The sequence below is a fragment of the Streptomyces sp. NPDC058284 genome (assembly GCF_042881135.1).
GTDB lineage: Bacteria > Actinomycetota > Actinomycetes > Streptomycetales > Streptomycetaceae > Streptomyces.
The window spans coordinates 82562-107124 of sequence record NZ_JBHVYE010000021.1; the positions used below are offsets into that span (position 1 = coordinate 82562).

The 24563-nt window shown below is 72.3% G+C and carries 18 protein-coding genes and 1 tRNA gene; 10 read left to right on the forward strand and 9 right to left on the reverse strand.

Annotated features, from left to right (window positions below; all coding sequences use genetic code 11):
• Nucleotides 1–73: 73 nt before the first annotated feature.
• From ACFVYR_RS26615 to mfd, 3 genes are all read right to left on the reverse strand, one after another.
• Complete coding sequence (locus ACFVYR_RS26615; protein WP_384255480.1) at nucleotides 74–832, reverse strand: HNH endonuclease family protein; 759 nt, start codon at nucleotides 830–832, stop codon at nucleotides 74–76.
• Entirely contained in the window at nucleotides 829–1548 is a 720-nt protein-coding gene (locus tag ACFVYR_RS26620; RefSeq protein WP_384255477.1) for an MOSC domain-containing protein, read from the reverse strand. The genes ACFVYR_RS26615 and ACFVYR_RS26620 overlap by 4 nt, the downstream gene beginning before the upstream one ends.
• Nucleotides 1549–1654: 106 nt before the next feature.
• Complete coding sequence (gene mfd / locus ACFVYR_RS26625; protein WP_384255475.1) at nucleotides 1655–5185, reverse strand: transcription-repair coupling factor; 3531 nt, start codon at nucleotides 5183–5185, stop codon at nucleotides 1655–1657.
• 336 nt (nucleotides 5186–5521) lie between these two features.
• Between mfd and ACFVYR_RS26630 the strand changes: the two genes are divergently transcribed.
• From ACFVYR_RS26630 to ACFVYR_RS26640, 3 genes are all read left to right on the forward strand, one after another.
• Nucleotides 5522–6025, forward strand: coding sequence for a SigE family RNA polymerase sigma factor (locus tag ACFVYR_RS26630; RefSeq protein ID WP_384255472.1), 504 nt, complete (start codon nucleotides 5522–5524; stop codon nucleotides 6023–6025).
• Complete coding sequence (locus ACFVYR_RS26635; RefSeq protein ID WP_384255470.1) at nucleotides 6018–6392, forward strand: hypothetical protein; 375 nt, start codon at nucleotides 6018–6020, stop codon at nucleotides 6390–6392. Before ACFVYR_RS26630 ends, ACFVYR_RS26635 begins: the two co-directional genes overlap by 8 nt.
• Nucleotides 6393–6531: 139 nt before the next feature.
• On the forward strand, nucleotides 6532–7983 hold the full coding sequence (locus ACFVYR_RS26640) for a DUF2079 domain-containing protein (protein WP_384255468.1): 1452 nt from the start codon (nucleotides 6532–6534) through the stop codon (nucleotides 7981–7983).
• Nucleotides 7984–8073: 90 nt separating this feature from the next.
• On the opposite strand, the gene ACFVYR_RS26645 is transcribed toward ACFVYR_RS26640, so the two are convergent.
• The gene (locus ACFVYR_RS26645) at nucleotides 8074–10656 is read right to left on the reverse strand and encodes an ABC transporter permease (RefSeq protein WP_384255465.1); all 2583 of its coding nucleotides are present in this window, start codon (nucleotides 10654–10656) and stop codon (nucleotides 8074–8076) included.
• Nucleotides 10653–11441: an ABC transporter ATP-binding protein gene (locus tag ACFVYR_RS26650; RefSeq protein WP_384255463.1), complete on the reverse strand. Its 789-nt coding sequence runs from the start codon at nucleotides 11439–11441 to the stop codon at nucleotides 10653–10655. Before ACFVYR_RS26650 ends, ACFVYR_RS26645 begins: the two co-directional genes overlap by 4 nt.
• A gap of 501 nt (nucleotides 11442–11942) precedes the next feature.
• On the opposite strand from ACFVYR_RS26650, the gene ACFVYR_RS26655 reads away from it, so the two are divergent.
• The gene (locus ACFVYR_RS26655; protein ID WP_384255635.1) at nucleotides 11943–13472 is read left to right on the forward strand and encodes an MFS transporter; all 1530 of its coding nucleotides are present in this window, start codon (nucleotides 11943–11945) and stop codon (nucleotides 13470–13472) included.
• A 50-nt stretch (nucleotides 13473–13522) separates the two neighbouring features.
• Nucleotides 13523–13864 (forward strand): hypothetical protein, encoded by a 342-nt coding sequence (locus tag ACFVYR_RS26660; protein ID WP_384255461.1) that lies wholly within the window; start codon nucleotides 13523–13525, stop codon nucleotides 13862–13864.
• Between the two features lie 26 nt (nucleotides 13865–13890).
• Here the strand turns inward: ACFVYR_RS26660 and ACFVYR_RS26665 are convergent, their stop codons facing one another.
• The 3 genes from ACFVYR_RS26665 to ACFVYR_RS26675 all read right to left on the reverse strand — a co-directional run bounded on the left by ACFVYR_RS26665 (nucleotide 13891) and on the right by ACFVYR_RS26675 (nucleotide 18826).
• Nucleotides 13891–14793 carry a cellulose-binding protein gene (locus ACFVYR_RS26665; RefSeq protein ID WP_384255458.1) on the reverse strand — a complete coding sequence of 301 codons (903 nt, stop codon included), beginning with the start codon at nucleotides 14791–14793 and terminating at the stop codon, nucleotides 13891–13893.
• Nucleotides 14794–15048: 255 nt separating this feature from the next.
• Nucleotides 15049–17832, reverse strand: a complete 2784-nt coding sequence (locus tag ACFVYR_RS26670) for an SUKH-4 family immunity protein (protein ID WP_389612826.1) — start codon at nucleotides 17830–17832, stop codon at nucleotides 15049–15051.
• A gap of 7 nt (nucleotides 17833–17839) precedes the next feature.
• Nucleotides 17840–18826, reverse strand: a complete 987-nt coding sequence (locus tag ACFVYR_RS26675) for an SMI1/KNR4 family protein (RefSeq protein WP_384255454.1) — start codon at nucleotides 18824–18826, stop codon at nucleotides 17840–17842.
• Between the two features lie 329 nt (nucleotides 18827–19155).
• Here ACFVYR_RS26675 and ACFVYR_RS26680 point away from each other — a divergent pair, with 329 nt between their 5' ends.
• Both ACFVYR_RS26680 and ACFVYR_RS26685 read left to right on the forward strand, forming a co-directional pair.
• Nucleotides 19156–19764 (forward strand): YwqJ-related putative deaminase, encoded by a 609-nt coding sequence (locus ACFVYR_RS26680; RefSeq protein WP_384255452.1) that lies wholly within the window; start codon nucleotides 19156–19158, stop codon nucleotides 19762–19764.
• 73 nt (nucleotides 19765–19837) lie between these two features.
• The gene (locus tag ACFVYR_RS26685) at nucleotides 19838–20356 is read left to right on the forward strand and encodes an SUKH-3 domain-containing protein (protein ID WP_384255450.1); all 519 of its coding nucleotides are present in this window, start codon (nucleotides 19838–19840) and stop codon (nucleotides 20354–20356) included.
• Nucleotides 20357–20416: 60 nt separating this feature from the next.
• Here ACFVYR_RS26685 and ACFVYR_RS26690 read toward each other — a convergent pair whose 3' ends face one another.
• The gene (locus tag ACFVYR_RS26690) at nucleotides 20417–21793 is read right to left on the reverse strand and encodes a sensor histidine kinase (protein WP_384255448.1); all 1377 of its coding nucleotides are present in this window, start codon (nucleotides 21791–21793) and stop codon (nucleotides 20417–20419) included.
• Between the two features lie 167 nt (nucleotides 21794–21960).
• Between ACFVYR_RS26690 and ACFVYR_RS26695 the strand changes: the two genes are divergently transcribed.
• From ACFVYR_RS26695 to glmU, 3 genes are all read left to right on the forward strand, one after another.
• Nucleotides 21961–22839, forward strand: a complete 879-nt coding sequence (locus tag ACFVYR_RS26695) for a hypothetical protein (RefSeq protein ID WP_384255446.1) — start codon at nucleotides 21961–21963, stop codon at nucleotides 22837–22839.
• Nucleotides 22840–22865: 26 nt separating this feature from the next.
• Nucleotides 22866–22940 (forward strand) — tRNA-Gln (locus tag ACFVYR_RS26700).
• Between the two features lie 125 nt (nucleotides 22941–23065).
• On the forward strand, nucleotides 23066–24514 hold the full coding sequence (glmU, locus tag ACFVYR_RS26705) for a bifunctional UDP-N-acetylglucosamine diphosphorylase/glucosamine-1-phosphate N-acetyltransferase GlmU (RefSeq protein WP_384255443.1): 1449 nt from the start codon (nucleotides 23066–23068) through the stop codon (nucleotides 24512–24514).
• Nucleotides 24515–24563: the final 49 nt, after the last annotated feature.

Here is a 24563-nt window from a genome sequence, read left to right on the forward strand (position 1 = left end):
GCGGATTTGGTGTGGCTGGGCGCGCGGTTCCTCGCGCCCCTTGAGGGCCCTTCGGGCCCCTCGGGGGTGTCGGCTAGTGGGCGTGGAAGCGGCTTGGGGCGGTTGTTGGGGCTGGGCCTGTGGGGAGGTTTTGGGTGGGGCAGGTGGACAGGACCTTCTTCATGGCGGTCCGTTCCGCGGCCGTTACCCACACCCCGTACTTCTTCTTCACCGCTACCTGTCCGGCGACATAGACGCAGCGGTACGCCTTGTTCGGCGGCAGCCAGGTCGCGGTGTCGCCGTCGCTCTTGCCGCGGTTGGTCGCCGCGTCGACGGCGAGGAGGTTGAGCGGGTCGTTGGCGAAGGCGATGCGCTTGGCCGGGGCCCACTGGAAGGCGCCCTTCTGCCAGGCGTCCGAGAGGGCCACGAGGTGGTCGATGTCGACCTGGCTGCGACCGCGCCGGAACGTTACGTCCCTGCCGGTGTACGGGTCGGGCGCGAGCTTCCCCGACGCCACCCGGCACGCGCCGCCTTGGTACCTGACGTCCTTCAGGTCGCGCTTGAGGATGTCGTCCCGGGTCGGGCAGCGGTTGGAGTCGGTGTCCGCCCAGGCCGTGCCGAACCTGGACCGCTCGTAACCGGTCTTCGGCGCGCGCCCCTTGACGGTGAGCGTGTCGACGGCGGCGAGCGCGGAGCCCGCCTTGGCGTCGGCCCCCGGGGCTCCTCCCTGTGCCTTGTCGTCGCCGCTCTCGCAGCCGGTGAGCAGGGCCGGGACGGCGAGCAGCGCGATCAGGGCCGATGCGGTGCGCCGGTTCAGGCGGTTCAGGCGGTTCAGGCGGTTCAGGCGGTTCATCGGATCACCACCGTGTCTCCGAGGGCGAGCGGCGCGGGCGTCACCAGGTCCGTGTGGATTCCGATGCACATGCCGCGGGCGGCGGTGAGGGTCTTGAGGACGCGGTTGTCCACGGGGAGGCCGGGCTGAGCCTGGGTGACCATGACGCAGCGTTTGACGCGCTTGAGGCCCCGCAGCGTCAGGGCCGCCGTCCCCCGGCTGCCGCCGCCTCCGAGGACGATCTCCCGGCCGATCCAGTCCTCCTCGATCCAGGGTTCGTCGGTCTCCACGACGATGTTCTTGCGCAGCCGCCGTACGTCGACGGGGTCGGCGTCGCCGAGCAGGTCGCCGAGGGCGCGGAGCGAGGCGGTGCCCACGATGGAGACGGCGGAGGCGTCCTTGTGACTCTCCGCGCCCTCCTCGACCAGTTCGACACCGGCGCCGAAGCGCTCGGGTATCCGCGGATCGCCGGGGCGCAGCGTGGCGCCGTCCGGCGCGGTGATCACGGGCAGGCCGTCCTCGCCGTCCTCGCCGTACGTGGCGTAGTGCTCCAGCAGGCCGGGCGTACGGCGGAAGCGCGCGTTGTTCTTTCCGCTGCTCAGCTTGCCGTCGGCGTGGCGCAGGGCCCACCGCCGGTCGCCGACGGCGCCGCGTGGGCCGAAGTCGAGCCGCTCGTGCTCCTCGCCGAGCAACGACTTCACCGGAAACCGGCGCAGACCGACGACCTTGAGCGTCACGGTGCTCTCCCCTCCCCTGGGCATACTCTCGCGGCCAACGGTAACGTCCCGGCCACAGGGCCTTGCCGACCCCGGACCCCTACGACCCCTACGACCCCTACGACCCCTACGACCCCAGGATCGACGTCAGGAACTCCCCGACCCAGCCGAGCAGTTCGCGGCCGACCAGCGGCTTGCCGCCCACCTTCGCGGTTTTCGGGCGCGGGACCAGGATCTGGTGTGCCGTCGCCTTGATGACCGTTCCCGGGTAGAGCCGCTTCAGCCTGAGCTCCTGCGATTCGCGCAGTTCCACCGGGGCGAAGCGGATGTTGTTGCCCTGGAGGACGATCTCGCCGACCTCGCAGGCGCGGGCGAGCATGCGCAGGCCCGCGACCAGGAGGAGGTTCTCCACCGGCTCCGGCAGCTTGCCGTAGCGGTCGGTGAGTTCCTCGCGTACCGCCTTGATGTCCTCCTCCGTGTTGGCGGAGGCGATGGCGCGGTAGGCCTGGAGGCGCAGGCGCTCGCCGGGGGCGTAGTCGTGCGGGACGTGGGCGTCGACCGGAAGCTCGATCTTGACCTCCAGCGGCGGCTCCTCCTCCACGCCACCCTCAAGGGACGCGCGGTAGTCGGCGACCGCCTCGCCGACCATGCGGACGTAGAGGTCGAATCCGACGCCCGCGATGTGCCCCGACTGCTCGCCGCCGAGGAGGTTGCCCGCGCCGCGGATCTCCAGGTCCTTCATCGCCACGTACATGCCCGCGCCCATCTCCGTGTGCTGGGCGATGGTGGCGAGGCGCTCGTGGGCGGTCTCTGTCAGGGGCTTCTCGGGGGGGTACAGGAAGTACGCGTAACCTCGCTCGCGGCCTCGGCCCACCCGGCCGCGCAGCTGGTGGAGCTGGGAGAGGCCGAAGTTGTCGCCGCGCTCCACGATCAGCGTGTTGGCGTTGGAGATGTCGATGCCCGACTCGACGATCGTCGTCGAGACGAGCACGTCGAACTTCTTCTCCCAGAAGTCCACGACGACCTGTTCGAGGGCCTGCTCCGACATCTGGCCGTGGGCGGTGGCGATGCGGGCCTCGGGGACGATGTCCCGGAGCCTGGCCGCCGCGCGGTCGATGGACTCGACTCGGTTGTGGATGTAGAAGACCTGGCCCTCGCGCAGGAGTTCGCGGCGGACGGCCGCGCCGATCTGCTTCTCCTCGTACGGGCCGACGAAGGTCAGGACCGGGTGGCGCTCCTCGGGCGGCGTGGTGATCGTCGACATCTCGCGGATGCCGGTGACCGCCATTTCGAGCGTACGGGGGATGGGCGTGGCGGACATCGTCAGGACGTCGACGTTGGCGCGGAGCTTCTTCAGCTGCTCCTTGTGCTCGACGCCGAAGCGCTGCTCCTCGTCGACGATGACCAGGCCGAGGTCCTTGAACCTGGTCTCGGAGGAGAAGAGGCGGTGCGTGCCGATGACGATGTCCACGGAGCCCTCGCGCAGGCCTTCGAGCGTCGCCTTGGACTCCGTCTCCGTCTGGAAGCGGCTGAGCGCCTTCACGCTGACCGGGAACTGCGAGTACCGCTCGGAGAACGTGCCGAAGTGCTGCTGGACGAGGAGGGTCGTGGGGACAAGGACCGCGACCTGCTTGCCGTCCTGCACCGCCTTGAACGCCGCGCGGACGGCGATCTCCGTCTTGCCGTAGCCGACGTCGCCGCAGATCAGGCGGTCCATCGGGACCGTCTTCTCCATGTCCTCCTTGACCTCGGCGATCGTGGTGAGCTGGTCGGGCGTCTCCACGTACGGGAAGGCGTCCTCCAGCTCGCGCTGCCAGGGGGTGTCCGGCGCGAAGGCGTGTCCTGGCGCCGCCATGCGGGCCGAGTAGAGCTTGATGAGGTCGGCGGCGATCTCCTTGACCGCCTTCTTCGCGCGCGCCTTCGTCTTCGTCCAGTCGGCGCCGCCGAGCCGGTGCAGCGTGGGGGCCTCACCGCCCACGTACTTGGTGATCTGCTCCAGCTGGTCGGTGGGGATGTAGAGGCGGTCGCCGGGCTGGCCGCGCTTGGCGGGCGCGTACTCCACGACGAGGTACTCGCGCGTCGCGCCCTGCACCGTGCGCTGCACCATCTCGATGTAGCGGCCGACGCCGTGCTGCTCGTGGACGATGTAGTCGCCGGACTCCAGGGTCAGCGGGTCGATCGTCTTGCGGCGGCGGGCCGGCATGCGCTGGCCGTCCTTGCCCGCCGCCTTCTGGCCCGACAGGTCGGTCTCGGTGAGCACGGCCAGCTTGAGCGCCGGGTCGATGAAGCCGTAGTCGATCGAGCCGCAGGAGACGTGCACGAGGGACGGCGTCAGCTCGCCGAGGTCACCGTCGAGGCGGGCCGCGATGCCCTCACTGCCGAGGACCTCCACGGTGCGGGCTGCGGGGCCGTGGCCCTCGGTGACGTAGACGGTGCGCCAGCCGTCGGCGAGCCAGCCCTTGGTGTCGGCGAGGGCCTTCGCCGTGTCGCCGCGGTACGTCTCCGGGGCGTGCATCCCCAGCTTCAGCGTGTCCTTCGACAGCTCCTCGTCGGCGGCGAAGGGGCTCACCGACCACCACATCATCCCGAGGCGTGCCGCGTGCTCCCTGACGTCCGCGATGCCCCACAGGGACGCCGCGCCCACGTCGATCGGGGCCTCCCCGCCGCCCGCCGTCGCCGCCCAGCTGGCCTGGAGGAACTCCTGCGAGGTCGCCACCAGGTCGGCCGCGCGCGTCCGCACCCGCTCCGGATCGCAGACCACCGCCATGGAACCCTCGGGCATGACGTCGAGCAGCAGCTCCATGTCGTCCACGAGGACCGGCGCGAGGGACTCCATGCCCTCGACCGCGATGCCCTCGGCGATCTTCCCGAGCAGCTCGCCCAGCTCCGGGTGGAGTCCGGCGAGGGCCGCGGCCCTCTCGCGCACCTCGTCGGTGAGCAGCAGCTCACGGCAGGGCGGCGCCCACAGGCCGTGCTCGGCGACTTCGAGCGAGCGCTGGTCGGCGACCTTGAAGTACCGGATCTCCTCGACGTCGTCGCCCCAGAACTCCACGCGCAGCGGGTGTTCCTCGGTCGGCGGGAAGACGTCGAGGATCCCGCCGCGTACGGCGAACTCGCCGCGCTTCTCGACCAGCTCGACCCGGGAGTACGCCGCTGCAGCCAGCGCCTCGACGATCTCGTTCAGGTCAGCGGTCTCCCCGGACCGCAGCGCCACGGGCTCCAGGTCTCCCAACCCCTTGACCTGCGGCTGGAGCACCGAGCGGACCGGCGCGACGATCACCGAGACCGGGCCGGTCTCCGGGTCGTCCGGACGCGGGTGCGCGAGGCGGCGCAGCACCGCGAGGCGGCGGCCGACCGTGTCGGAGCGGGGCGAGAGGCGCTCGTGCGGCAGCGTCTCCCACGAGGGGTACTCCGCGATGCCGTCCGGCGGCAGGATCGTGCGCAGCGCGGCGGCCAGGTCCTCGGCCTCCCGGCCGGTGGCCGTCACGGCGAGGACGGTGCGGCCGGACTCGCGGGCGAGGGCGGCCACCGCGAAGGGCCGGGCCGCGGGCGGGCCGACCAGGTCGACGTGCATGCGGTGGCCGTCGGTCGCGGCCTTGGCCGCTTCGGCGAGTGCCGAGTCCTTGACGACGGCGTCGAGCAGACCGTGCAGGCTCATTGAAGGCTTTCCGTCCAGATAACCGGAGAGGTGGGGATGACCGGGGTGGATTGGGGATGACCGGAGTGGTGGGGCTGACCGGGGTGGGTGGGCAACGCGAACCGCCCGGCACGTCGCACGGGCCGGGGGTCTCCAGCGTACGACTCCGGGGTGACCGGCGCGGCCGGGGCGCCCCGTGGGCCCGGCGGGCGGGCTCACGCGCGGCCTCCCGCACAATGTCCAAAAACCGTCCGTCCCAATTTTCTCGCGCCGTCGTGTAAACCGGACGGGTGTGCCAGGCGTACTGCCTTCGAGAAGCCCCGACCTTGCCTTCACGACCACCAACCCGGAGCCCCCTTGACCGACGAGGAGTTCGAGGCGTTCTACGCGCACTCCGTGAGATCGCTGGTCGGGCAGGTGTATCTGATGACGGGCGACCTCCACGAGGCGCAGGACGTCGTCCAGGAGGCCTTCGTGCGCGCCTGGGCCCGCCGCTCCCGCCTGGAGCGGGACGCCGGGCCCGAGGCGTGGATCAGGACCGTCGCCTGGCGGCTCGCCGTCAGCCGGTGGCGGCGGCGCGGGCGGGCCGCGGAGGCGTGGCGGCGGCATCACGGGGAGCGCGCGGGCGCCGCGCCCGAGCCCGACCCCGGGACCGTCGCCCTGGTCTCCGCGCTGCGCCGGCTGTCCGAGCGGCAGCGCCGGGTGGCCGTCCTGCACTACGTGTGCGACCTGTCCGTGCGGGAGGTCGCCGCGGAGACCGGGATCTCCGCCGGGACCGTGAAGTCCCACCTGTCCCGTGCCAGGGCGGCACTCGCGCCGCATCTCGACGACGCGCCCACCTCGGAGGAGCACCGTGACTGAGTCCCAGTCCCCCGCCGACGACGGCCTCGCCGTCGCGCTGAAGCGGGCCGCGGAATCGGGGGGCCGGTCCGCCTCACCGGTGCCTGCCGGGCAGGTCGCCGCGCGCGGTGTGCGGCGCAGGCGGCGGATGTACGCGGCGGGCGCGGCGGTCGCGGTGTGCCTGGTCTCCGGCGGGGCGGCGGCGGTCGCGTCGCAGTTGGGCCAGGAGGGTGAGTCGGTGGGTCCTGCGGGGCCGGTGCGGCCGACGACCTCCGTGTCCTCGCCGGGGGCGTCCGCGGGGCGGTCGTCGTCGCCTCCCACGCCGAGCTCCTCGCCGTCGACGTCGCCTTCCACGTCCGCGCCTTCGGCGACGGTTTCGGGGGGCTGAGTTCTCCGTGCGTGCCGCCGCCCCACGGGGCTCCGCCCCGGACCCCGCTCCTCAAACGCCGGAGGGGCTGAAATGCCCGCCCCAGGGCCTGGAAGCGCCCGGCCCCTCCCTCTCGTCCCTCTCACCAGAAAGCCAGCCCATGCCCGGAGCACAGACCGACGCGCTCATACCCGGGCGAGGTCGGGCCGGATCCTCCGTCACCGGTCCCGCCTCCGCTCTTCGTACCGTCGGGCGGCGGCTTTGGGAGCGTGCGCCCCTGCTGCTCGCCGCCGGGCTGTTCGTCGCGTACGCGCTCGTGTCCGTCAACCGGTACCGGCGGCTGGAGAACCGTTCCTGGGACCTCGGGATCTTCGAGCAGGCCGTGCGCGCGTACGCGCATCTGCGGGCTCCGGTGGCCGATCTCAAGGGGCCGGGGGCGAACATCCTCGGCGATCACTTCAGCCCCGTCACCGCCATCCTCGCGCCCTTCTACCGGGTCTTCCCCTCGCCGGTGACGCTGCTCGTCGCGCAGGCGCTGCTCATCGCCGTCTCCGTCGTGCCGGTCACCCGCGCCGCGAACCGGCTCCTGGGGCGGGCGCAGGGGCTCGCCGTCGGGGTCGCGTACGGACTGTCGTGGGGGATCCAGCGCGCCGTCGACTTCGACTTCCACGAGATCTGCTTCGCGGTGCCGCTGATCGCCTTCTCCCTGGAGGCGCTGCTGCTGCGACGCCGGCGGGCGGCCCTGCTCTGGGCGCTGCCCCTCGTCCTCGTCAAGGAGGACCTGGGGGTGACCCTCGCGGCCATCGCCGCGGTCGTGGCGATCCGGTGCCGCCGCACCGAGCCGAAGACCGTGCCCTACGCCCTCGGTGTCGCCGCCTTCGGCGCCGTCGCCACCCTCGTCACCCTGACCACGATCATTCCCGCCTTCAACTCGGTCGGCGCGTACGACTACTGGGACAAGGTCGGCGACGCGGGCGGCGCCACCGGCGTGTTCGACGGCTTCGGCACCAAGCTGCGCACCCTGCTCTGGCTGCTCCTGCCCACCACCGGTCTGCTCGCCCTGCGCTCGCCGCTGCTCCTGGTCGCGCTCCCCACCCTCGGCTGGCGCTTCGTCTCCGCCGACGACCACTACTGGGGCACCGACTGGCACTACAGCGCCGTCCTGATGCCCGTCGTCCTGCTCGCCCTCGTCGACGCCGCCCACACGGCGCGCCGCAGCGGAAAGCCGTGGCTGCGCCGGTACGCGGACCGGCTCCCTGCCTGCGTCGCCGCCGCGGCGCTCGCCCTCACCACGTCGCTGCCCCTCGCGGGCCTCACCGAGTCGGCGACGTATGAGAAGAGCAAGCAGGTCAGCGCAGTGGAGCGGATGCTCGACCGCGTCCCGGACGGCGCCACCGTCGAGGCGAACATCGGGCCGATCAGCAGGCTGACCTCCCGGACCCGGGTCTTCTGGACGGGTGCTGCCCGCCCCGTCGTCCCCGACTATGTCGCGCTCGACGTGCGGGACGGCTGGACGAAGGACCCGGTCGGGTACGCGAACAAGCTGCACCCGGGCACCCGTTACGCCCTGGACGACACCGCCTATGGGTACGTGTTGTTGCGCAGGGCGTGACGACGACCGACGGGGCCCGGACCGCGGCCGGCCCCGGCGGGCGCTTCGCGCACCCGCCGGGGCCTGTCCCCCGCACCCCCGTGGCGGTGGCTATTCGGTGGCGATGGCGTTGAGGACGTTCATCCGGCCGGCCCGGAACGCCGGGACCAGCGCCGCGAACAGGCCCACGAACGCCGACCCGATGAAGACCGCGATGATCGTCGGCCACGGGATCTCCAGGACCTTCAGGCCCTCCAGGGCGAGCAGCTTCTGTGCCGTCGCCCCCCAGCCCATCCCCAGGCCCAGGCCGAGCAGCGCGCCGAAGAGGGCGATGACCACCGACTCCATGCGGATCATGCGGCGCAGCTGGCGGCGCGAGAGGCCGACGGCCCGCATCAGGCCGATCTCCCGGGTGCGCTCGACCACGGAGAGCGCCAGGGTGTTCACCACGCCGAGGATCGCGACGATGATGGCGAGGCCGAGCAGGCCGTAGACCATGTTCAGGAGCTGTCCGACCTGGTCCTTCAGGGTCTGCTTGAAGTCGGTCTGGTCCATCACCTTGTACTGCGGGTACTTCTTCAGGGAGTCCTTCAGGGAGGCGTACGCGGCGTCCTGGTGACCCTTGTCGGCCGTCGCGAACATCATGTCGTTCTGCGGGATGCGGTCGGCCGGGACGTACTTCTGGAGCGTCGTGATGTTCAGGTACATCGCGCCGTTGTCGAGGGTGCCGTCGTCCTTGGTGATGGCGGCCAGCTTCAGCTCGGCCGTCCTGCCGTGCTCGAAGGCGATCTTCAGCTCGTCGCCGACCTTCAGGTGGTGCTTCTTCGCGAACTCGTCGCCGACCGACATGGCGTCCTTGCCGTACGCGGCGGACAGGTCGCCGGAGAGCGTCTCGCGGCGCAGGTCCTTGGCGTAGGTGGGGTCGGCGGCGCTCAGGCCGACGCCGTCCACGGTCTTGCCGTCGGGCGTGGTCATGTCGGCGTCGATCGCCTTCAGGCGGGTGATGTGGCCGATGTGCTCGGCCTTGCCCATCGCCTGCGCGGCCTTGTCGGTGATCGAGATGCCCGGCTGGGTGGGCTGCACGATGAAGTCCGTACCGACCGACTTGTCGAGCTCGTCGGTGGCCGATGCGACCATCGAGGAGCCGACGACGGAGAGGCAGGCGACCAGCGCGAGGCCGATCATCAGGGCTGCGCCGGTGGCGCCGGTGCGGCGCGGGTTGCGCAGCGCGTTGCGCTCCGCCATCCGTCCGACGGGGCCGAACATCCGCAGCAGCAGCACGCTGATGACGCGGACCACGCCGGAGGCGAGGACGGGGCCGATGACGACGAAGCCGATGAGGGTCAGCACGACACCGCCGCCGAGGAACAGCGAGCCCTCGCTCGCCTTGTCGGCCTGCGACGCGGCGTACAGGGCGAGGACTCCGGCGCCGGTGAGGACCAGGCCGATGACGGCGCGCAGCGCGCCCGCCCTGCCGTCGGCCGGGGTTCCGGCGTCGCGCAGCGCGGCCATCGGGGAGACCTTGCCCGCCCGGCGGGCCGGGAGGTAGGCGGCGAGGACGGTGACGACGATGCCGAGGACCATGCCGACCACGGGGGTCGTCCAGTTGACGGTGAGGTCGCCGGTGGACAGCTCCATGCCCATGCCGGCCATCAGCTTCATCAGGCCGATGGCGAGGCCGACGCCCGCGCCGACGCCGAGGACCGAGCCGAACACGCCGAGCAGCAGCGCCTCGACGAGCACGGAGCGGTTGACCTGCTTGCGGCTGGAGCCGATGGCGCGCATCAGGCCGATCTCGCGGGTGCGCTGGGCGACCAGCATCGAGAAGGTGTTGATGATGAGGAAGATGCCGACGAGGAAGGCGATACCGGCGAAGCCGAGCATCGCGTACTTCATGACGTCGAGGAAGCTGCCGACGGACTCGCGGTTGTCGTCCGCGGTCTCCTTCTGCGTCTTGACGTCGTACGCGCTCCTGCCCAGGACCTTCGACACGTTCCGCTTCAGCCGGGCGTCGCTGACGCCCGCGTCCGCGGTGAGGTTGACGTGCGTGAACCGCCCTGTGGCGCCGAGGAGTTCGCGCTGCGAGGTCGCGGTGTCGAAGTAGAAGATGGCGGCGCCGGGGTTGGTCACCTTGAAGGTGGTGATACCGGAGATCCTCGCGGTGTGGTCACCGGTCGCGGCGACGGTGCGCAGCTTGTCGCCGATCTTGAGGTCGTGCTTGTCGGCGGTGTCGGCGTCGACCATCATCTCGGTCGGGCCGCGCGGGGCGTGGCCCGAGGTGATGTCCATCGAACGCAGGTCGTTGCGCGTCCAGTTGCCCGCGATGGTCGGGCCGCCGCTGGTGGGGCCCATGTTCTTGTTCTCGGCGTTGACGACCGTCACGCTCTCGCTGCTGACCGCGCCCTCGGCGGACTTGACGCCACCGGCCTTCTTCACCTGCTGCACCACCGAGGCGGGCAGCGACTCGGGCTTGCCGCTGCGCGGCGTGTCGCCCGCGTCCCCGGCGGACTTGGGGGTGACCGTCACATCGGCGGAGGTGGCCGCGAAGAGCTTGTCGAAGGTGGTGCTCATGGTGTCGGAGAAGACGAGCGTGCCGCACACGAACGCCACCGAGAGGATGACGGCGACCGCGGAGAGCGCCATGCGGCCCTTGTGCGCGAAGAAGTTGCGCATCGAGGTCTTGAGGACGGTCATGACGTCCGCCCGCGCGCGTCGAAGGACTTCATGCGGTCGAGGACCTGGTCGGCGGTCGGGTGGTGCATCTCGTCGACTATCCGGCCGTCGGCGAGGTACAGGACGCGGTCCGCGTACGAGGCGGCGACCGGGTCGTGCGTGACCATCACGATGGTCTGGCCGAGCTCGGCCACCGAGCGGTGCAGGAAGCCGAGGACCTCGGCGCCGGCCCGGGAGTCGAGGTTTCCGGTCGGCTCGTCACCGAAGATGATCTCGGGCCGGGAGGCGAGCGCGCGGGCCACGGCGACGCGCTGCTGCTGGCCGCCGGAGAGCTCGGTCGGGCGGTGCTTGAGGCGGCCCGCGAGGCCCACGGTCTCCACGACCTGGTCGAGCCAGGCGCGGTCGGGCTTGCGGCCCGCGATGTCCATCGGCAGCGTGATGTTCTCGATGGCGTTCAGGGTCGGCAGGAGGTTGAACGCCTGGAAGATGAAGCCGATCCGGTCCCGGCGCAGCTTCGTGAGCTTCTTGTCCTTCAGCCCGGTGATCTCGGTCTCGTCGAGGAAGATCTGCCCGCCGCTGACCGTGTCGAGCCCCGCGAGGCAGTGCATCAGGGTGGACTTGCCGGAGCCCGAGGGGCCCATGATCGCGGTGAACTGGCCGCGGGCGATGTCCACGTCGATGTGGTCCAGGGCGACGACGCGGGTCTCGCCGGAGCCGTACGCCTTGACGACCTGGCGCGCCCGCGCTGCCACGGCCGTGCGTCCTCCAGTGCCCCCGTGCCTGGGTGTTGTCACAGCCGTTGTCACGGTAAGTCTCCTATGTCGGTCATGCGATGCGTCAGGTGTGTGCGGTGTGCGTGTCCGCGCCGCGGTGTGGTGCGGGTGGACGCGCCGCGGTGCGGTGCGGGTGGATGCGGTGCGTGCGCTGTCGCGCCTCAGTCTGCTGTCCGGACCAGGTCCGGCGCGCTGGTGCTCGGCACACTCTTCTCCGGGGGAAAACCCCACCCCCGATGGTGTGGTTGTCCGAGCCGGCCCCGTGCCCGGCTCGTAAAGCCAATCTAAGGACCGATCCGGCCCGCCTCATCCTCCAGTGGGACGATCGCTCCCCGGTCCGTTGTACGGAGGTACCCCTAGGGGATCTCCACCCGCCGGTGGAGCGGGACTCGGGGTCGGCTCCACCCCCGCTCTCCACCCTGCCCTCCGCTCCGGCCGGGTGAGAGGGTGACCACAGCAACTGGTTGCAGGGGGAAGGAAGTTCCGTTGGGCACGCAGGAAGCGGCTCCGGGCGCCGCGGACGCCCCGGGCGCGATACCGGGCGGGACAGCGGGTGACCCGCGCGGCAGGGGCCCGGTCGTCGCCGCACTCATGCTCGCCATGGCGCTGGCCGCCGTCGACTCCACCATCGTGTCGACCGCCGTCCCGCAGATCGTGGGCGCGCTCGGCGGCTTCTCGATCTTCTCCTGGCTCTTCTCCGGCTACCTCCTCGCGGCCACCGTCACCCTGCCCGTCTACGGCAAGCTCTCCGACACCTTCGGCCGCAAGCCCGTCCTCATCACGGGCTGCGTCCTGTTCCTGCTCGGCTCCACGCTCTGCGCCCTCGCCTGGAACATGGCGTCGCTCATCGCCTTCCGCGTCGTCCAGGGACTCGGCGGCGGCGCCGTCCAGGGCACCGTGCAGACCCTCGCCGCCGATCTGTACCCCTTGAAGGAACGCCCCAGGATCCAGGCCAAGTTGTCGACGGTGTGGGCCACGTCGTCCATCGCGGGCCCCGCGCTCGGCGGCTTCATCGTCGCGTACGCCGACTGGCGCTGGATCTTCCTGATCAACCTGCCCATCGGGGCCCTCGCGCTCTGGCTCATCGTCCGCCACCTGAACGAACCCGAGCGCGAGACCGTCCCGCGCGGCCGCATCGACTGGCCCGGCGCGCTCGCCGTCTTCGCCTGCGGCGGCACGCTCCTGACCGCGCTCGTCCAGGGCGGCGTCGCCTGGGAATGGCTGTCGGCGCCCTCCCTCGCACTGTTCGCCGCCGGGCTCGCCCTGATCGCCGCCGTCGTCCTGATCGAACGCCGGGCCGCGGAACCGATCATCCCCGGCTGGGTCTGGCGCAGGCGCACCATCGCCGCCGTCAACCTCGCCCTCGGCGCGCTCGGCCTCCTCATGGTCGCCCCCACCGTCTTCCTGCCCACGTACGCCCAGTCCGTCCTCGGACTCGCGCCGGTCGCCGCCGGATTCGTGCTCTCCGTGATGACGCTGAGCTGGCCGGTCTCGGCGGCGCTCAGCCAGCACGTGTACCGCAGGATCGGCTTCCGCAACACCGCCGCCACCGGCATCTCCGCGGCCGCGGCGCTCCTCTTCGCCTTCCCCCTGCTGCCCTACCCCGGCACCGCCTGGCAGCCCGCCCTGCTGATGCTGCTGCTCGGCGCCGCCCTCGGCCTCTTCCAGCTCCCCCTGATCGTCGGCGTCCAGTCCACCGTCGGCTGGGCCGAACGCGGCACGGCCACCGCCTCCGTCCTGTTCTGCCGCCAGATCGGCCAGACCCTGGGCGCCGCCCTGTTCGGCGCGGTGGCAAACGGCGTACTGAGCGCGCGGCTCGGCGGCTCAGGATCCCTCGACTCGGTGGCGCGCGTCCTTGAGGACCCCGGCGCGGTGGCCGACCCCGAACGGCTGCGGCGGGCGGTCGACTCGGCGGTCGACTCCGTGTACGTGGGGGCGGGATGCGCCGCCGTACTGGCCCTGGGCGTCCTGCTCCTCCTGGCACCCCGACGCTTCCCCGTACTCCAGGACAAGCAACCGGAACCACGCCACGATCAGCTGTCGCCCACGCAACAGGCCGACTGACCGGTCTGCCACCCGTGCCGACACCGCGGCTCGTCACGGATGATGGGCCCATGGAAAGCGAGCCCTGCCACCGCGTCACGGACGACCGGTTCACCGCCCTCTTCATGCTGGGAGCGGACGACCGTGCCGAGGACGTCGAGAACGTCGACGCCGAACTCCGGCTGCCCGACGGCACGAGGTGGAGCGCCTGCTTCATGACGCTCCGCGAGATCGCCGCCGTCATGGACCGCTGGAAGCAGACGGGCGAATGCGCGGGCGGCGCCTTCTTCCAGTGCGCGGACCTCGTCGTCGTCCCCACCGCAGGGGTCGACGCCATGACGGCCGCTTTCCACGCGATCCTCGACGAGGGCGGCCCCGAGGGCGTCCTGCCCCGACTGCCCGCACTGGACTGACCCGGCGGGGCGCCATGACGGGGCCGTCAGGGAGCCTCCTCCACCGGCGCCCGGCCCGTCAGCGTGGCCAGACTGTTGCGTACGTGGTCCATGTGCGCCCGCACCTCGTCCCACCGCTCACCGTGCTCGCGCAGCACCCGCTCCGTCTCCCGCGCCAGCCGCTCCTCGCGCACCCGGGCCTCCGCGACCAGTTCGGCGGCCCGCGCCTCCGCGTCCTCCTGCCCGTGCCGCGCGGCCTCCTCCGCCTCGGCGAACATCCGCTTGGCCTCGGAGAGCCCGGCCTCGGCGGCGGCAACCCGCTCCGCGACCCGCGCGTCCGACGCGGCCTCACGCTCCGCCGCCTCCCGCTCGGCCGCCTCCCACCGCTCGTCCTGCTCCTTCTGCTGGTCGGCGAGCAGACCCTCGCACCGCTGCCGCATCTCACGCAGCGCCGCCAGCGAATCGCCGCGCCACGCCTTCACGTCCCGCCGCGCGGAGACACGCTCCTCATCGGCCGTCGCCCGGTCCGCGAGGAGCCGCTGCCGCGCCCACTCCTCCGCGTCCGCGCCGACCTGCTCGGCGTAGGCACGCGCGGCGTCCCGCGCCTCCCGCGCCGCCCCTTCGGCCTCCTCCGCCAGCCGCTGCGCATCGGCCCCGGCACTCTCGCGCACGGCGGCCGCCTCGGCCTCCACCTCCGCCAGGATCTCCCGGGCCCGCGCGCTGAGCGTCTCGTACGTCTGGGGGGCGAGCCGGGCCACCACGTCCCGCAGCCGCTCGGCCTCCGCCTCCATCTCCTTGGCCAGGACGGTCAGCCGGGCGGCACGCTCCCACGCCCCGTCCCGCTCCTGGGAAAGACCGGCGGCGTACGCCTCCACCTGCGCGGGACGGTAGCCCCGCCCCCGCCCGGTGAAGAAGCCGTGCGGCGACGACGGTGCACCGCTGCTGCTCATCCTTGGATCCCCTCTCCGACGTACCACTCGCGTACAGCACGATTGGCGCACATCTTGATGGATCAAGCGGAAGCGCTCATAACGCGACACTCCGCCCACTCCACCCGGTCAAGGATGCGGCAATCGGGGCCGGAAGCCGGAATCGGGGCGACACTCATCGGCTCCCGCGCCCCGTACGGGCCGGCACGGACGAGGCGCCCGGCCCGTTCCCCCGGGTCGGGCGCCTCGTCCGTCACCTGCCGCTCGGGACGCGGTCTAGAGCAGGCCGTCCCACATCTGCTCCAGAAGCACCGACCACCAGCTCTCCGGCGACGCGAGCGCCGCCGGGTCGAGCGCGGCCAGCTGGTTCTGGAAGTCCACCGTCCAGCGGCCCGCCTGCTCCGGGTTGAGCCCGAAGCGCAGCCGCCACATGCGGCCGAGCAGCGCCATGCAGCGCGCGAACTCCGGCAGCCCCGTGTTCACGAACTGCGGCGGCACCGGCGCACCGCCGGGACCCGCCTCCACCGGCACGGCCACGATGTTCGCCGTGCCGTACTGGACGCAGAGCGCACGGCCGAAGTCGCTGCCCATCACCAGGTACGAGCCCGCGTCGGACCCCGGCTGCACACCGCGCTCCTGCGCCAGCTCCGCCAGCGTCGGCACCGGCCGTCCCGGCTGGGCCTGCGCCCAGAAGAACGGCCCGAAATCGACGGGCAGACCCGCCACCACGAGGGTGTGCGCCACGATGTCCGGCACGCCCTGCCGCGACACCGCCCGCTGATCGAACCGGAAGATGCCGGGCCCGAAGGCCGCAGCCAGCTCCTGCGCGACGCCCTCCGGCGGAATCGGCGGGGCGGGCGGCATCTGCTGCACCGGGGCGCGCACCGGCGCGGGCCTCGCGGGGCCGTCCGCGACCTGGTGCAGCTCCCCCTGGTGCGCGAGCAGTTGCCGCATGCCCTGCTGCCGGGACGCGTGGTCCCTGCCGTACGGCGCGATGGACGTGATCCGCGCCTGCGGCCAGGTCTCCCGGATCATCCGGGCGCAGTACGCGCCCGGCAGCTCGCAGGACTCAAGCTCCGTGTGGAGTTCGAGCACCTGCTGCGGCGGCACGTTCATGCCGCGCAGCTCGTGCAGGATCTGCCACTCCGGGTGCGGGGTACCGGGCGCCGAGCGGCGGATGAGCTGCTGCTCGGACCCGTCGGCGGCACGGAAGCGCAGCACTGCCTGGTAGCCGGGCCCGACGGTGGGCCGCCCGAGGGGCGGCTGCGGATAGCCGTACGGCTGACCACCGGGCATCCCGGGAGCGCCGGGCGCACCGGGCGCACCGGGGCCGTGCTGCATCGGCGCGGGCGGCGGAGGCATGCCGGGCGCACCCGGGCCGCCGACCGCGGGGCCGGCCAGCATGGTCGCGGCGTGGTGGACGCCGCCGCCGGGGGGCGGGGTGCCGGGGGCGGGTGCGGCGGGGGGCAGCGGAGCACCTGGGGCGCCGGGCGGGCCGGGGGGCTGGGGTGCGCCGGGAGCACCGGGCGCACCCGGTGGCCTGATTCCACCGGGGCCGCCCAGGCTCGGGTCGGCCAGCATCGTCGCCGCGTGGTGCACGCCACCACCCGGAGGCGGCGGCGTACCGGGCGGGCCGGGGGGCTGCGGAGCACCGGGAGGCTGCGGCGCACCCGACGCGTCCGGAGCCGCGGGAGCCGCCGGTGCCGCGGGGCCCTCCGGGCCGAGCGAGGAGACGAGCTGCGTCGGAACGTAACCACCGGCGGGCGTGCCGGGGGCGCCGGGCCCGGAAGGCGGCGGCGTACCAGGCGTACTACCGGCGGGCGCACCAGGCATACCGGGTGCACCAGGCGCGCCGGGCGGCGGCGTACTACCGGCGGGCGCGCCGGGCGGTCCGGGAGGCGGTGGCGTACCGCCCCCGCTCCCGCGCGAACCCCGGGGCGGCAGCCCCTCGGCCTTGCTGGTCGCGGCGTCGGCGATGTCCCCGGCACTCGCACCGGCATCCGCACTCGTACCCGTACCCGTACCCGCGTCAGCGCCCGCGGCGACCGGCCCCTGCGGATACCCGTACGCGGAAGCACCCGGTGCACCCGGGGCACCCGGGGCGCCCGCCGCATCCGGCGCGGCCTGCGGCGGAGGCATCGGTGGCGGGGTCGGCGAACCCGCGGGCGGCTGCGGCGCGTTCGGCGGCGGACCGGCGGGCGCGGCGGAGGCCGCGGGAGCCGCGGGCGTGCCCGGCGCCGGGGTGTCCAGCGCCGGGGCGAGCGCCGTCCGCGGCAGTTGGCTGCCCCCGTGCATCAGCGCCGTCTTGGCGTCCGGCGCGGCGCCCGGCGGCGGGGTGTCGCCCTCGTCAAGGCCGGTCAGCGGCGGCGCGAACACCGTCGCGGGCAGCGGCACCGAATGGTCCTCGCCCCCGTCGGCGTTGGTGTCCGTACCGGCCCACGGGGTCGCCCCTGCGGGCACGCCCGGCGAGGCTCCGGACGGGCTGCCCTCGCTGTCCCCGCTGCCATCACTGTCATCGCTCTCGTCACCGTCGGCCCCGGCGGCCATGGGCCACGGCGTACCGCCACCCGGCGCGGCAGGCGCGGCAGGCGCGTCGGGGGCCCGCGGAGCCGGGCTCCCGGCATCCACCGGGGCCGGCCCGTCGGACGGAGCCGCCGGCTCCGAGCCCGCACGGCGGTCCGGAATACCCATCTTGTCCGCCGCTTCCTGGAGCCACTCCGGAGGCGTCAGCAAGAACGACGTCTGGTTCAGGTCGACCCGCTCCGGCGGCGCCGGAGGCGTGTCCCGCGGCACCGCGTCCGGCAGGCCGTACTCCTCCTCGTACCGCCGGATCACCTCACCCACGGCGAGCGCGGGCCAGAGCGAGGCCTCACCGCTGTCCCGCGCGATGACCAGCCGCTGGCCGCCACCGTCCGACACCGGACCGTTCTCGCGGTCCTCGGCCCACGCGACGAACCCCAGGTCGAACTCCCGGACCCGCACCTCCCGGTGCTGATAGGCCGGCACGTCGCCGTTGATCCACTCCTCGGCGCGATCCTGCGCCTGCGCGAACGTCACCATCGCTACGTCACTCCCCACCCGAGGACACGGGAACGGCCTGCGCGAAGCCGCCGTCCACCATCAGGTTCGCCACGGTCTCCAGCTCCGGCGGATTGCCCGCGAGCCGGGACAGGAACGCGTCGAAGTCGTCACCGCACGGCAGCAGCAGCCGCCGCACCCGCTCGGCCGGCGGCCACGCGTCCTGATCCCGCACATCGTCGTACGCGCAGAACCACACCGAACCGACCCGGTCACCCTTGACCTTCACGGCCAGCAGACCACCCTGCACGAAACCGACCCCCAGGTAGTCCTTGGTCAGGTGGTCGCGCAGACACTTGTTCACGTACACCAGGTCGTTGACCGCGGCCTCGTCCCGCACCGTGAAGAACGGCTGGTCGACCAGGAGCCCCAACTCGGCGTCGAGCGCGGCGCCGACCGGCGCGCAACCACCCGCCGCCTTCAGGAACGAGCGGTAGGCACCCGGCAGGCGGTAGCCCAGGTCCTCCTCCACCCCCTGCACCTGCTGCTCCGTCACCGCGACCGCCGCCTTCGGCAGCCCGAAGTGCGCGGGCCGCGTCTCCTGCAGCGGACGCGTGCCCCGCTTGTCCTGGTCCACCGGCGTCGTCGCGATCCCGCCGTGGTGCCGCAGCAACGCCTTCACCTCGACGGGCACCAGCTCAAGACGGCGACTGCCCCGCACGTGGTGCCACGTCCAGCCGTGCGGCGTCGCCACCGCGGGAATCGTGTCCCACAGCTCGTGACCCACCGCCGCCAGCGCCGCGTTCGCCGACACGTAGTCCGTCAGACGCAGCTCGTCGACCCCGAAACCCTCCGGCGGCTCGGCGATCTCCGCGGCGGCACGCGCATAGGCGGAGAAGTCCGGATAACCGTGCTCGTCCACGCGCACCCCCCGGGGATGGCGCGCGGCACGGACCGGGTCCGGGAAGTGCACGACCTGCCCGGCGTACGCCGCGTTCGGCGGCGCGGCCTGCTGCCCCAGCCGACCTGTCGTCATGGCGGTTGCCCCCTGCGGCACTGTGGAAGATTCTGAATTCTTTCGTGTGAACCGATCCGCGGAACCGGTCCACGCGTGTGCGTCTCGTTCCGCATCTCGTTCAGCGATGCCGACACAGCCTATGCGCAAGCACGGCACCGGTCACCGGCCCTCCGATTCCATGACCACCAGCCACCGCACGGTCACCGTGCGGCGAAACCCGACGCGAAGCCAGGCGTGTCGCAGTGCCCCAGCTTCCGCACCACCCGCCCCATTTGGCAGGCTGTCCCCGCAACGCGGGGGCGTGGCACACGCGGTGACGACCGCGAGCAGGGGGAGGGAAGAGCACCATGCAGACCACACACAGCGGCATGCCCGGCAGCCACACGCTGCCCACGACGGCGGCCACCACGACCGACGACACCACCGGCGAGGGGCACGCACACGGCCACGGCCCGGCCACCATCCCGACGCCGGGAGACCGGGACCCACGCGTCGGCTGGAGCGCCACCGCCGCCCACGCGCCCTTCCTCCGCCAGCGCCGCGACGGCATCCTGCCGACCGTCGCCGCCGCCCTCTCCGTACGCGGCCAGACCACACTCACCTGCACCGCGGGCCGCGGCGAGGAACCCCCCGCGCTCCACCCGCTCGTCCAGGACTTCCTCGACGCCCTCACCAGCGGCCAGCGCGAACGCTTCACCGGCCGCTGCGCCGAGGCCATCCTCATCTCCCGCCACCTCACGGCGGCCGACGCGAGCCGCTCCAAACGCGCCGCGCGCAAACCCATGACCAACGGCGAGGCCCGCAAAGCCCTCAAGCACGCCAAACTCACCACCCGCCGCATCCGCGAGGACGGCGACCCCCTGCACGGCGGCTTCGCCCCGCCGTGCCGCTCCTGTACCGCCCTGACCGCCCACTTCGGCGTACGCGTCGTGGACCCCGCGACCACCGAGAACTGACCCTCGACCGGACCGCCCGTCCCCGCGACCGCCCCAACGACCGCCCGAACGACCGAACGAGGGCCACCACCCGATGCACCCCGACCGCCCCGCCACCACCACCGGCGGCAGCACCCGCTTCCCCGTACCCGTCGACGCCGCCCTGCGCGCCGCCGGCTGGCGCCCCGGGCACTGGGACATAAAGCAGGCCGAGATCTGGGCCGACGCCCTGCGCCGCCACACCTCGCCCGCCGGACACCGGCACACCGTCTTCCCCGCGGCCGTCGAAGCCTGGGCCGAGTTCGGCGGCCTGCACATCACCCCGCAGGGCCCCGGCCGCCAGATAGCACCCGCCACCGTCCACCTCGACCCCATGTACGGCCTGCACCTGGCCCGCACCCTCGGCGACCTGGGCCGCGCCCTGGACACCGAGGTCTGCCCCATCGGCGAGGAACCCGACAACCAGGCACTCCTGGCCATCGACACCGAAGGCCGCGTCTACAGCCTCGACCACAGCGGCGACTGGTTCCTCGGCGCCCACATCGACCAGGCACTCGCCACCCTCATCACGGGCGCCCAGCCGACCCGTCTCTCGGCGAGCACGGGAACGTAACCCTCCGGAGGCCCTAGGTGTATTGATCACGAGCGTTGTTAACGCTCGTGATCAATACACCTAGCCCTGGCCCATCGCCACGGCCGCCGCGGGCAACACCGCCGACACCCGGAAACCCCCGCCGTCCGTCGGCCCCGACACGAACACCCCGCCGAGCCCCGTCACCCGCTCCTTCATCCCCACGAGCCCATTGCCGCCACTGGGCAGCCGCGCGTCCTCCGCGCCGCCACCCGCCTCCGGCGGCGGCTCGTTCTCCACCTGCATCGCGATCTCCGCCCCCCGGTACGCCAGACGCACATACGTCTTCGCACCCGCCGCGTGCTTGTGCACGTTCGTCAGCGCCTCCTGCACCACCCGGTACGCGGTCTGCTCCACATCCGCCGAACAGTCGCCCGGCTCCCCCTCCACCGACAGATCCACCGCCATGCCCGCCGCACGGGACTGCCCCACCAACTCGTCCAGCTCCGCCAGGCACGGACCGTCCTCGTCCACCGCACGCGACGCCGCCGCAGCGGCCGCGAACCCCACGGCGGCGAGCGGCAGCGGCTCCGCGGACCCCCCGGGCGTCCCGGACCCCCCGAACCTCTCGGGCCTCTCTGGTCTCTCCTTCTTCACCCCGTCGCCCGACCGCAGCACCCCGAGCATCTCCCGCAGCTCCGTCAGCGCCTGCCGTCCCATGTCACCGACGAGCGCGGCGTTCCTGACCGCCTTCTCCGGATCCTTCCGCGCCACCGCCTGCAAAGCCGCCGCGTGCACCACCATCAGACTCACCCGGTGCGCCACCACGTCGTGCATCTCCCGGGCGATCCGCGTCCGCTCCTCGTTCCGCGCCCACTCCGCCCGCTCCTCCGCACGCTCGGCGAGCAGCTGAAGCTCCCGCTCCAGACTGTCCGCGCGCTCCCGCATCCCCTCCACGAGACGGCGCCGGGCGCCGACGTAGAGACCGAGGAGCACCGGTGGCGCGGTCACCCCGACCGCGGCGGTGACCGCGAAGAACGGGAGGAACTCACTGCCGATCGACGGGCTGCCCTCCGCCGCGTCCTGATTGGCCCGCACCAGCGCGACGATCAGCGTGCCCGCCATCGACATCCCGGCAAGCGCCCCGGTGATGCGGCGCGGCAGCTCGGAGGCGGCCAGGGTGTAGAGGCCGACGACCGTGAGCAGCACGCCCATCTGCGCGGGCGTGATCGCGATCGATATCAGCACGACGGCGACGGGCCAGCGCCGCCGGAGCAACAGTGACGCGCCCGCGAGCGCGCCGAAACCGATGCCCACCGGCATGGGCAGCCCGGAGTCGCCCGCGAAGGCCACGCCCTCCGCCCCGCACTCCGCCGCGGACAGCGCGCCGAGCCCCACATCCAGCGCGGCCCCGCGCCACCTCTCCCACCACCACGGCCCGGTCATGGCCGTGGTGCGGTCGTCCCCCGTCGTGGTCATGCCTTCCAGCGTACGGGCGTTCCGCCCCGGTTTTCCGGTGAGTTTCCGGCTCGGTGATCCAGCACACGCCGTGTTCGACCGGAAGCGAAACCTGCCGGTATCCCTCGAACTGTTGAACCGTTCCTGCTTTCACGCCGGACGTCCGCATTCCGGACGAGGGTCGTCCCATGACAGAGATCACGCCCGCGAGGGGCACACCGAAGAGCAAGTACGAGGACTTCGAGGGACTGCGGGAGAGGGCGGTCGCGTTGCGGCGGGAGGGGCTGAGTCTGCGGCAGATCGCCGATGAACTCGGCGTGCACAGCAAAGAGGTCCTGAGCCGCTTGGTCCAGGGGGAGCCACCCGCCGAATGGACCCGGCGCCCCCGGGCCAAGGACGGCCTGCGAGACCGGGCTCGCGCACTGCGTCGCCAGGGCCGGACGTACAACGAGATCCAGGCCGAACTGGGCTGCTCGAAGAGCTCCGTCTCCCTATGGGTGCGCGACCTGCCGTCGCCCGCGCCGCGCTGCACCCCGGAAGAACAGCGAGCCCGCATGAACGCCGGCCTCGCCCGGCTGCGAGCGACTCAGGACGCCGAACGCCAGACGGTCAAGCGATCGGCGGCCGCCGCGGTCGGCAAGCTCTCCGACCGCGAGCTGTTCCTGGTGGGAGTGGGTCTCTACTGGTCCGAAGGCACCAAGGACAAGCCCTACCGCCGCACCGAGATGCTTCAGTTCATCAACAGCGACCCGACCATGATCCGGGTCTACCTGCGCTGGCTGGCGCTGCTCGGGGTCGGTGCCGATCGACTGACCTTCCGCGTCAGCATCCATGAATCGGCGGACGTGCAAGCCGCGGAGCGCCACTGGGCCGAGGTGGCGGGTGTCGACGTGTCCGCCTTCAACAAGCCGACCCTGAAGAGACACAACCCCCGCACCACACGCAAGAACACGGCGGACGCGTACCACGGGTGCCTGGTGATCTATGTGAAGCAAAGCGCCGATCTCTACCGTCGCGTCGAAGGCGCTTGGTACGGCATAGTGTTGGGTGCCGATTCGGCGACCTGACCAAATGTCCGGTTTAGCCGATTCATTCCCCCGTGGTGTAATTGGCAGCACTGTGGCTTTTGGTGCCATCTGTCCGGGTTCGAGTCCTGGCGGGGGAGCCAGCCGTTCCGGGTCCTGACCTACAAGGTCAGGACCCGCCCTCATTTCCGCCCCCCAACGCCCCGGTATCCTGCGGATGTCCACCCCACCAGGCACCCCAAGCCATCCGAAGCCGAAGGGCACCCCCGTGAGCGCCAACCGCCCGGCAGCCGTCGTCGTCCTCGCAGCGGGTGAGGGCACCCGTATGAAGTCGGACCTCCCCAAGGTCCTGCACGAGATCTGTGGCCGTTCCCTCATCGGACACGTGCTCCACGCCGCCTCCGCGCTCTCGCCCGAGCAGCTCGTCACCGTCGTCGGTTTCCAGAGCGACCAGGTGCGCGAGCACCTCGGGGCCATCGCGCCGCAGGTCCGCACCGCCTACCAGGCCGAGCAGAACGGCACGGGGCACGCCGTGCGCATCGGCCTCGAGGAGCTGGGCGGGACGGTCGAGGGGACGGTGATCGTCGTCTGCGGCGACACCCCGCTGCTGACCGGCGCGACGCTCCAGGAGCTCGCGGCGGTGCACGAGGGCGACGGGAACGCCGTGACCGTGCTGACCGCCGAGGTGCCGGACGCGACCGGCTACGGCCGCATCGTGCGTGACGGCGCCGACGGCTCCGTCACGGCGATCGTCGAGCACAAGGACGCCACCGAGGCGCAGCGCGCGATCCGGGAGATCAACTCGGGGGTGTTCGCGTTCGACGGGCGGCTGCTCGCGGAGGCGCTCGGCAAGGTGCGTACCGACAACAGCCAGGGCGAGGAGTACCTCACGGACGTCCTGGGGATCCTGCGCGAGGCCGGGCACCGGGTCGGCGCGGCCGTCGCCGGGGACCACCGGGAGATCGCGGGCATCAACAACCGCGTACAACTGGCCGAGGCGCGCCGTACGTTGAACGACCGGCTGCTCACGGAGGCGATGCTCGCGGGCGTCACCGTCGTGGACCCGGCCTCGACGTGGGTCGACGCGACGGTCACGTTCGAGCGGGACGCGATCGTGCAGCCGGGCACGCAGCTGCAGGGTGCCACGCAGGTGGGCAAGGGGGCCGAGGTCGGACCCAACACCCGCCTGAAGGACACCAGGGTGGGTCCCGGGGCGCGGGTCGACAACACCGTCGCCGACGGCGCGGAGATCGGGGAGCGTGCGGTCGTCGGCCCGTACACGTATCTGCGGCCGGGCACCCGGCTCGGGGTCAAGTCCAAGGCGGGCGCGTACGTGGAGATGAAGAACGCGACGATCGGTGAGGGCTCCAAGGTGCCGCACCTGTCGTACGTGGGGGACGCGACGATCGGCGAGCACTCCAACATCGGCGCCGCGAGCGTCTTCGTGAACTACGACGGTGAGGCGAAGCACCACACGACGGTGGGGTCCCACTGCCGTACGGGTTCGGACAACATGTTTGTGGCTCCTGTCACGGTCGGGGACGGTGCCTACACCGCCGCCGGGTCCGTGATCACGAAGGATGTGCCGGCCGGTTCGCTGGCCGTCGCGCGGGGCCAGCAGCGGAATATCGAGGGCTGGGTGGCCCGTAAGCGTCCGGGGAGCGCGGCCGCGAAGGCGGCGGAGGCGGCGTCCCGGGAGCCGGACGGCGAAAGCTGACCGGAAACAGGTGCGTCTGACACGGCGTACCGTGATAGTGCACATTCGG

What these genes read in the sequence shown, in the direction of transcription:
- ACFVYR_RS26615 (WP_384255480.1), bottom strand. Translation starts at nt 832, where the DNA reads ATGAACCGCCTGAACCGCCTGAACCGCCTGAACCGCCTGAACCGGCGC.
- mfd (WP_384255475.1), bottom strand. Translation starts at nt 5,185, where the DNA reads ATGAGCCTGCACGGTCTGCTCGACGCCGTCGTCAAGGACTCGGCACTC.
- ACFVYR_RS26640 (WP_384255468.1), top strand. Translation starts at nt 6,532, where the DNA reads ATGCCCGGAGCACAGACCGACGCGCTCATACCCGGGCGAGGTCGGGCC.
- ACFVYR_RS26645 (WP_384255465.1), bottom strand. Translation starts at nt 10,656, where the DNA reads ATGACCGTCCTCAAGACCTCGATGCGCAACTTCTTCGCGCACAAGGGC.
- ACFVYR_RS26660 (WP_384255461.1), top strand. Translation starts at nt 13,523, where the DNA reads ATGGAAAGCGAGCCCTGCCACCGCGTCACGGACGACCGGTTCACCGCC.
- ACFVYR_RS26665 (WP_384255458.1), bottom strand. Translation starts at nt 14,793, where the DNA reads ATGAGCAGCAGCGGTGCACCGTCGTCGCCGCACGGCTTCTTCACCGGG.
- ACFVYR_RS26670 (WP_389612826.1), bottom strand. Translation starts at nt 17,832, where the DNA reads ATGGTGACGTTCGCGCAGGCGCAGGATCGCGCCGAGGAGTGGATCAAC.
- ACFVYR_RS26675 (WP_384255454.1), bottom strand. Translation starts at nt 18,826, where the DNA reads ATGACGACAGGTCGGCTGGGGCAGCAGGCCGCGCCGCCGAACGCGGCG.
- ACFVYR_RS26680 (WP_384255452.1), top strand. Translation starts at nt 19,156, where the DNA reads ATGCAGACCACACACAGCGGCATGCCCGGCAGCCACACGCTGCCCACG.
- ACFVYR_RS26685 (WP_384255450.1), top strand. Translation starts at nt 19,838, where the DNA reads ATGCACCCCGACCGCCCCGCCACCACCACCGGCGGCAGCACCCGCTTC.
- ACFVYR_RS26690 (WP_384255448.1), bottom strand. Translation starts at nt 21,793, where the DNA reads ATGACCACGACGGGGGACGACCGCACCACGGCCATGACCGGGCCGTGG.
- ACFVYR_RS26695 (WP_384255446.1), top strand. Translation starts at nt 21,961, where the DNA reads ATGACAGAGATCACGCCCGCGAGGGGCACACCGAAGAGCAAGTACGAG.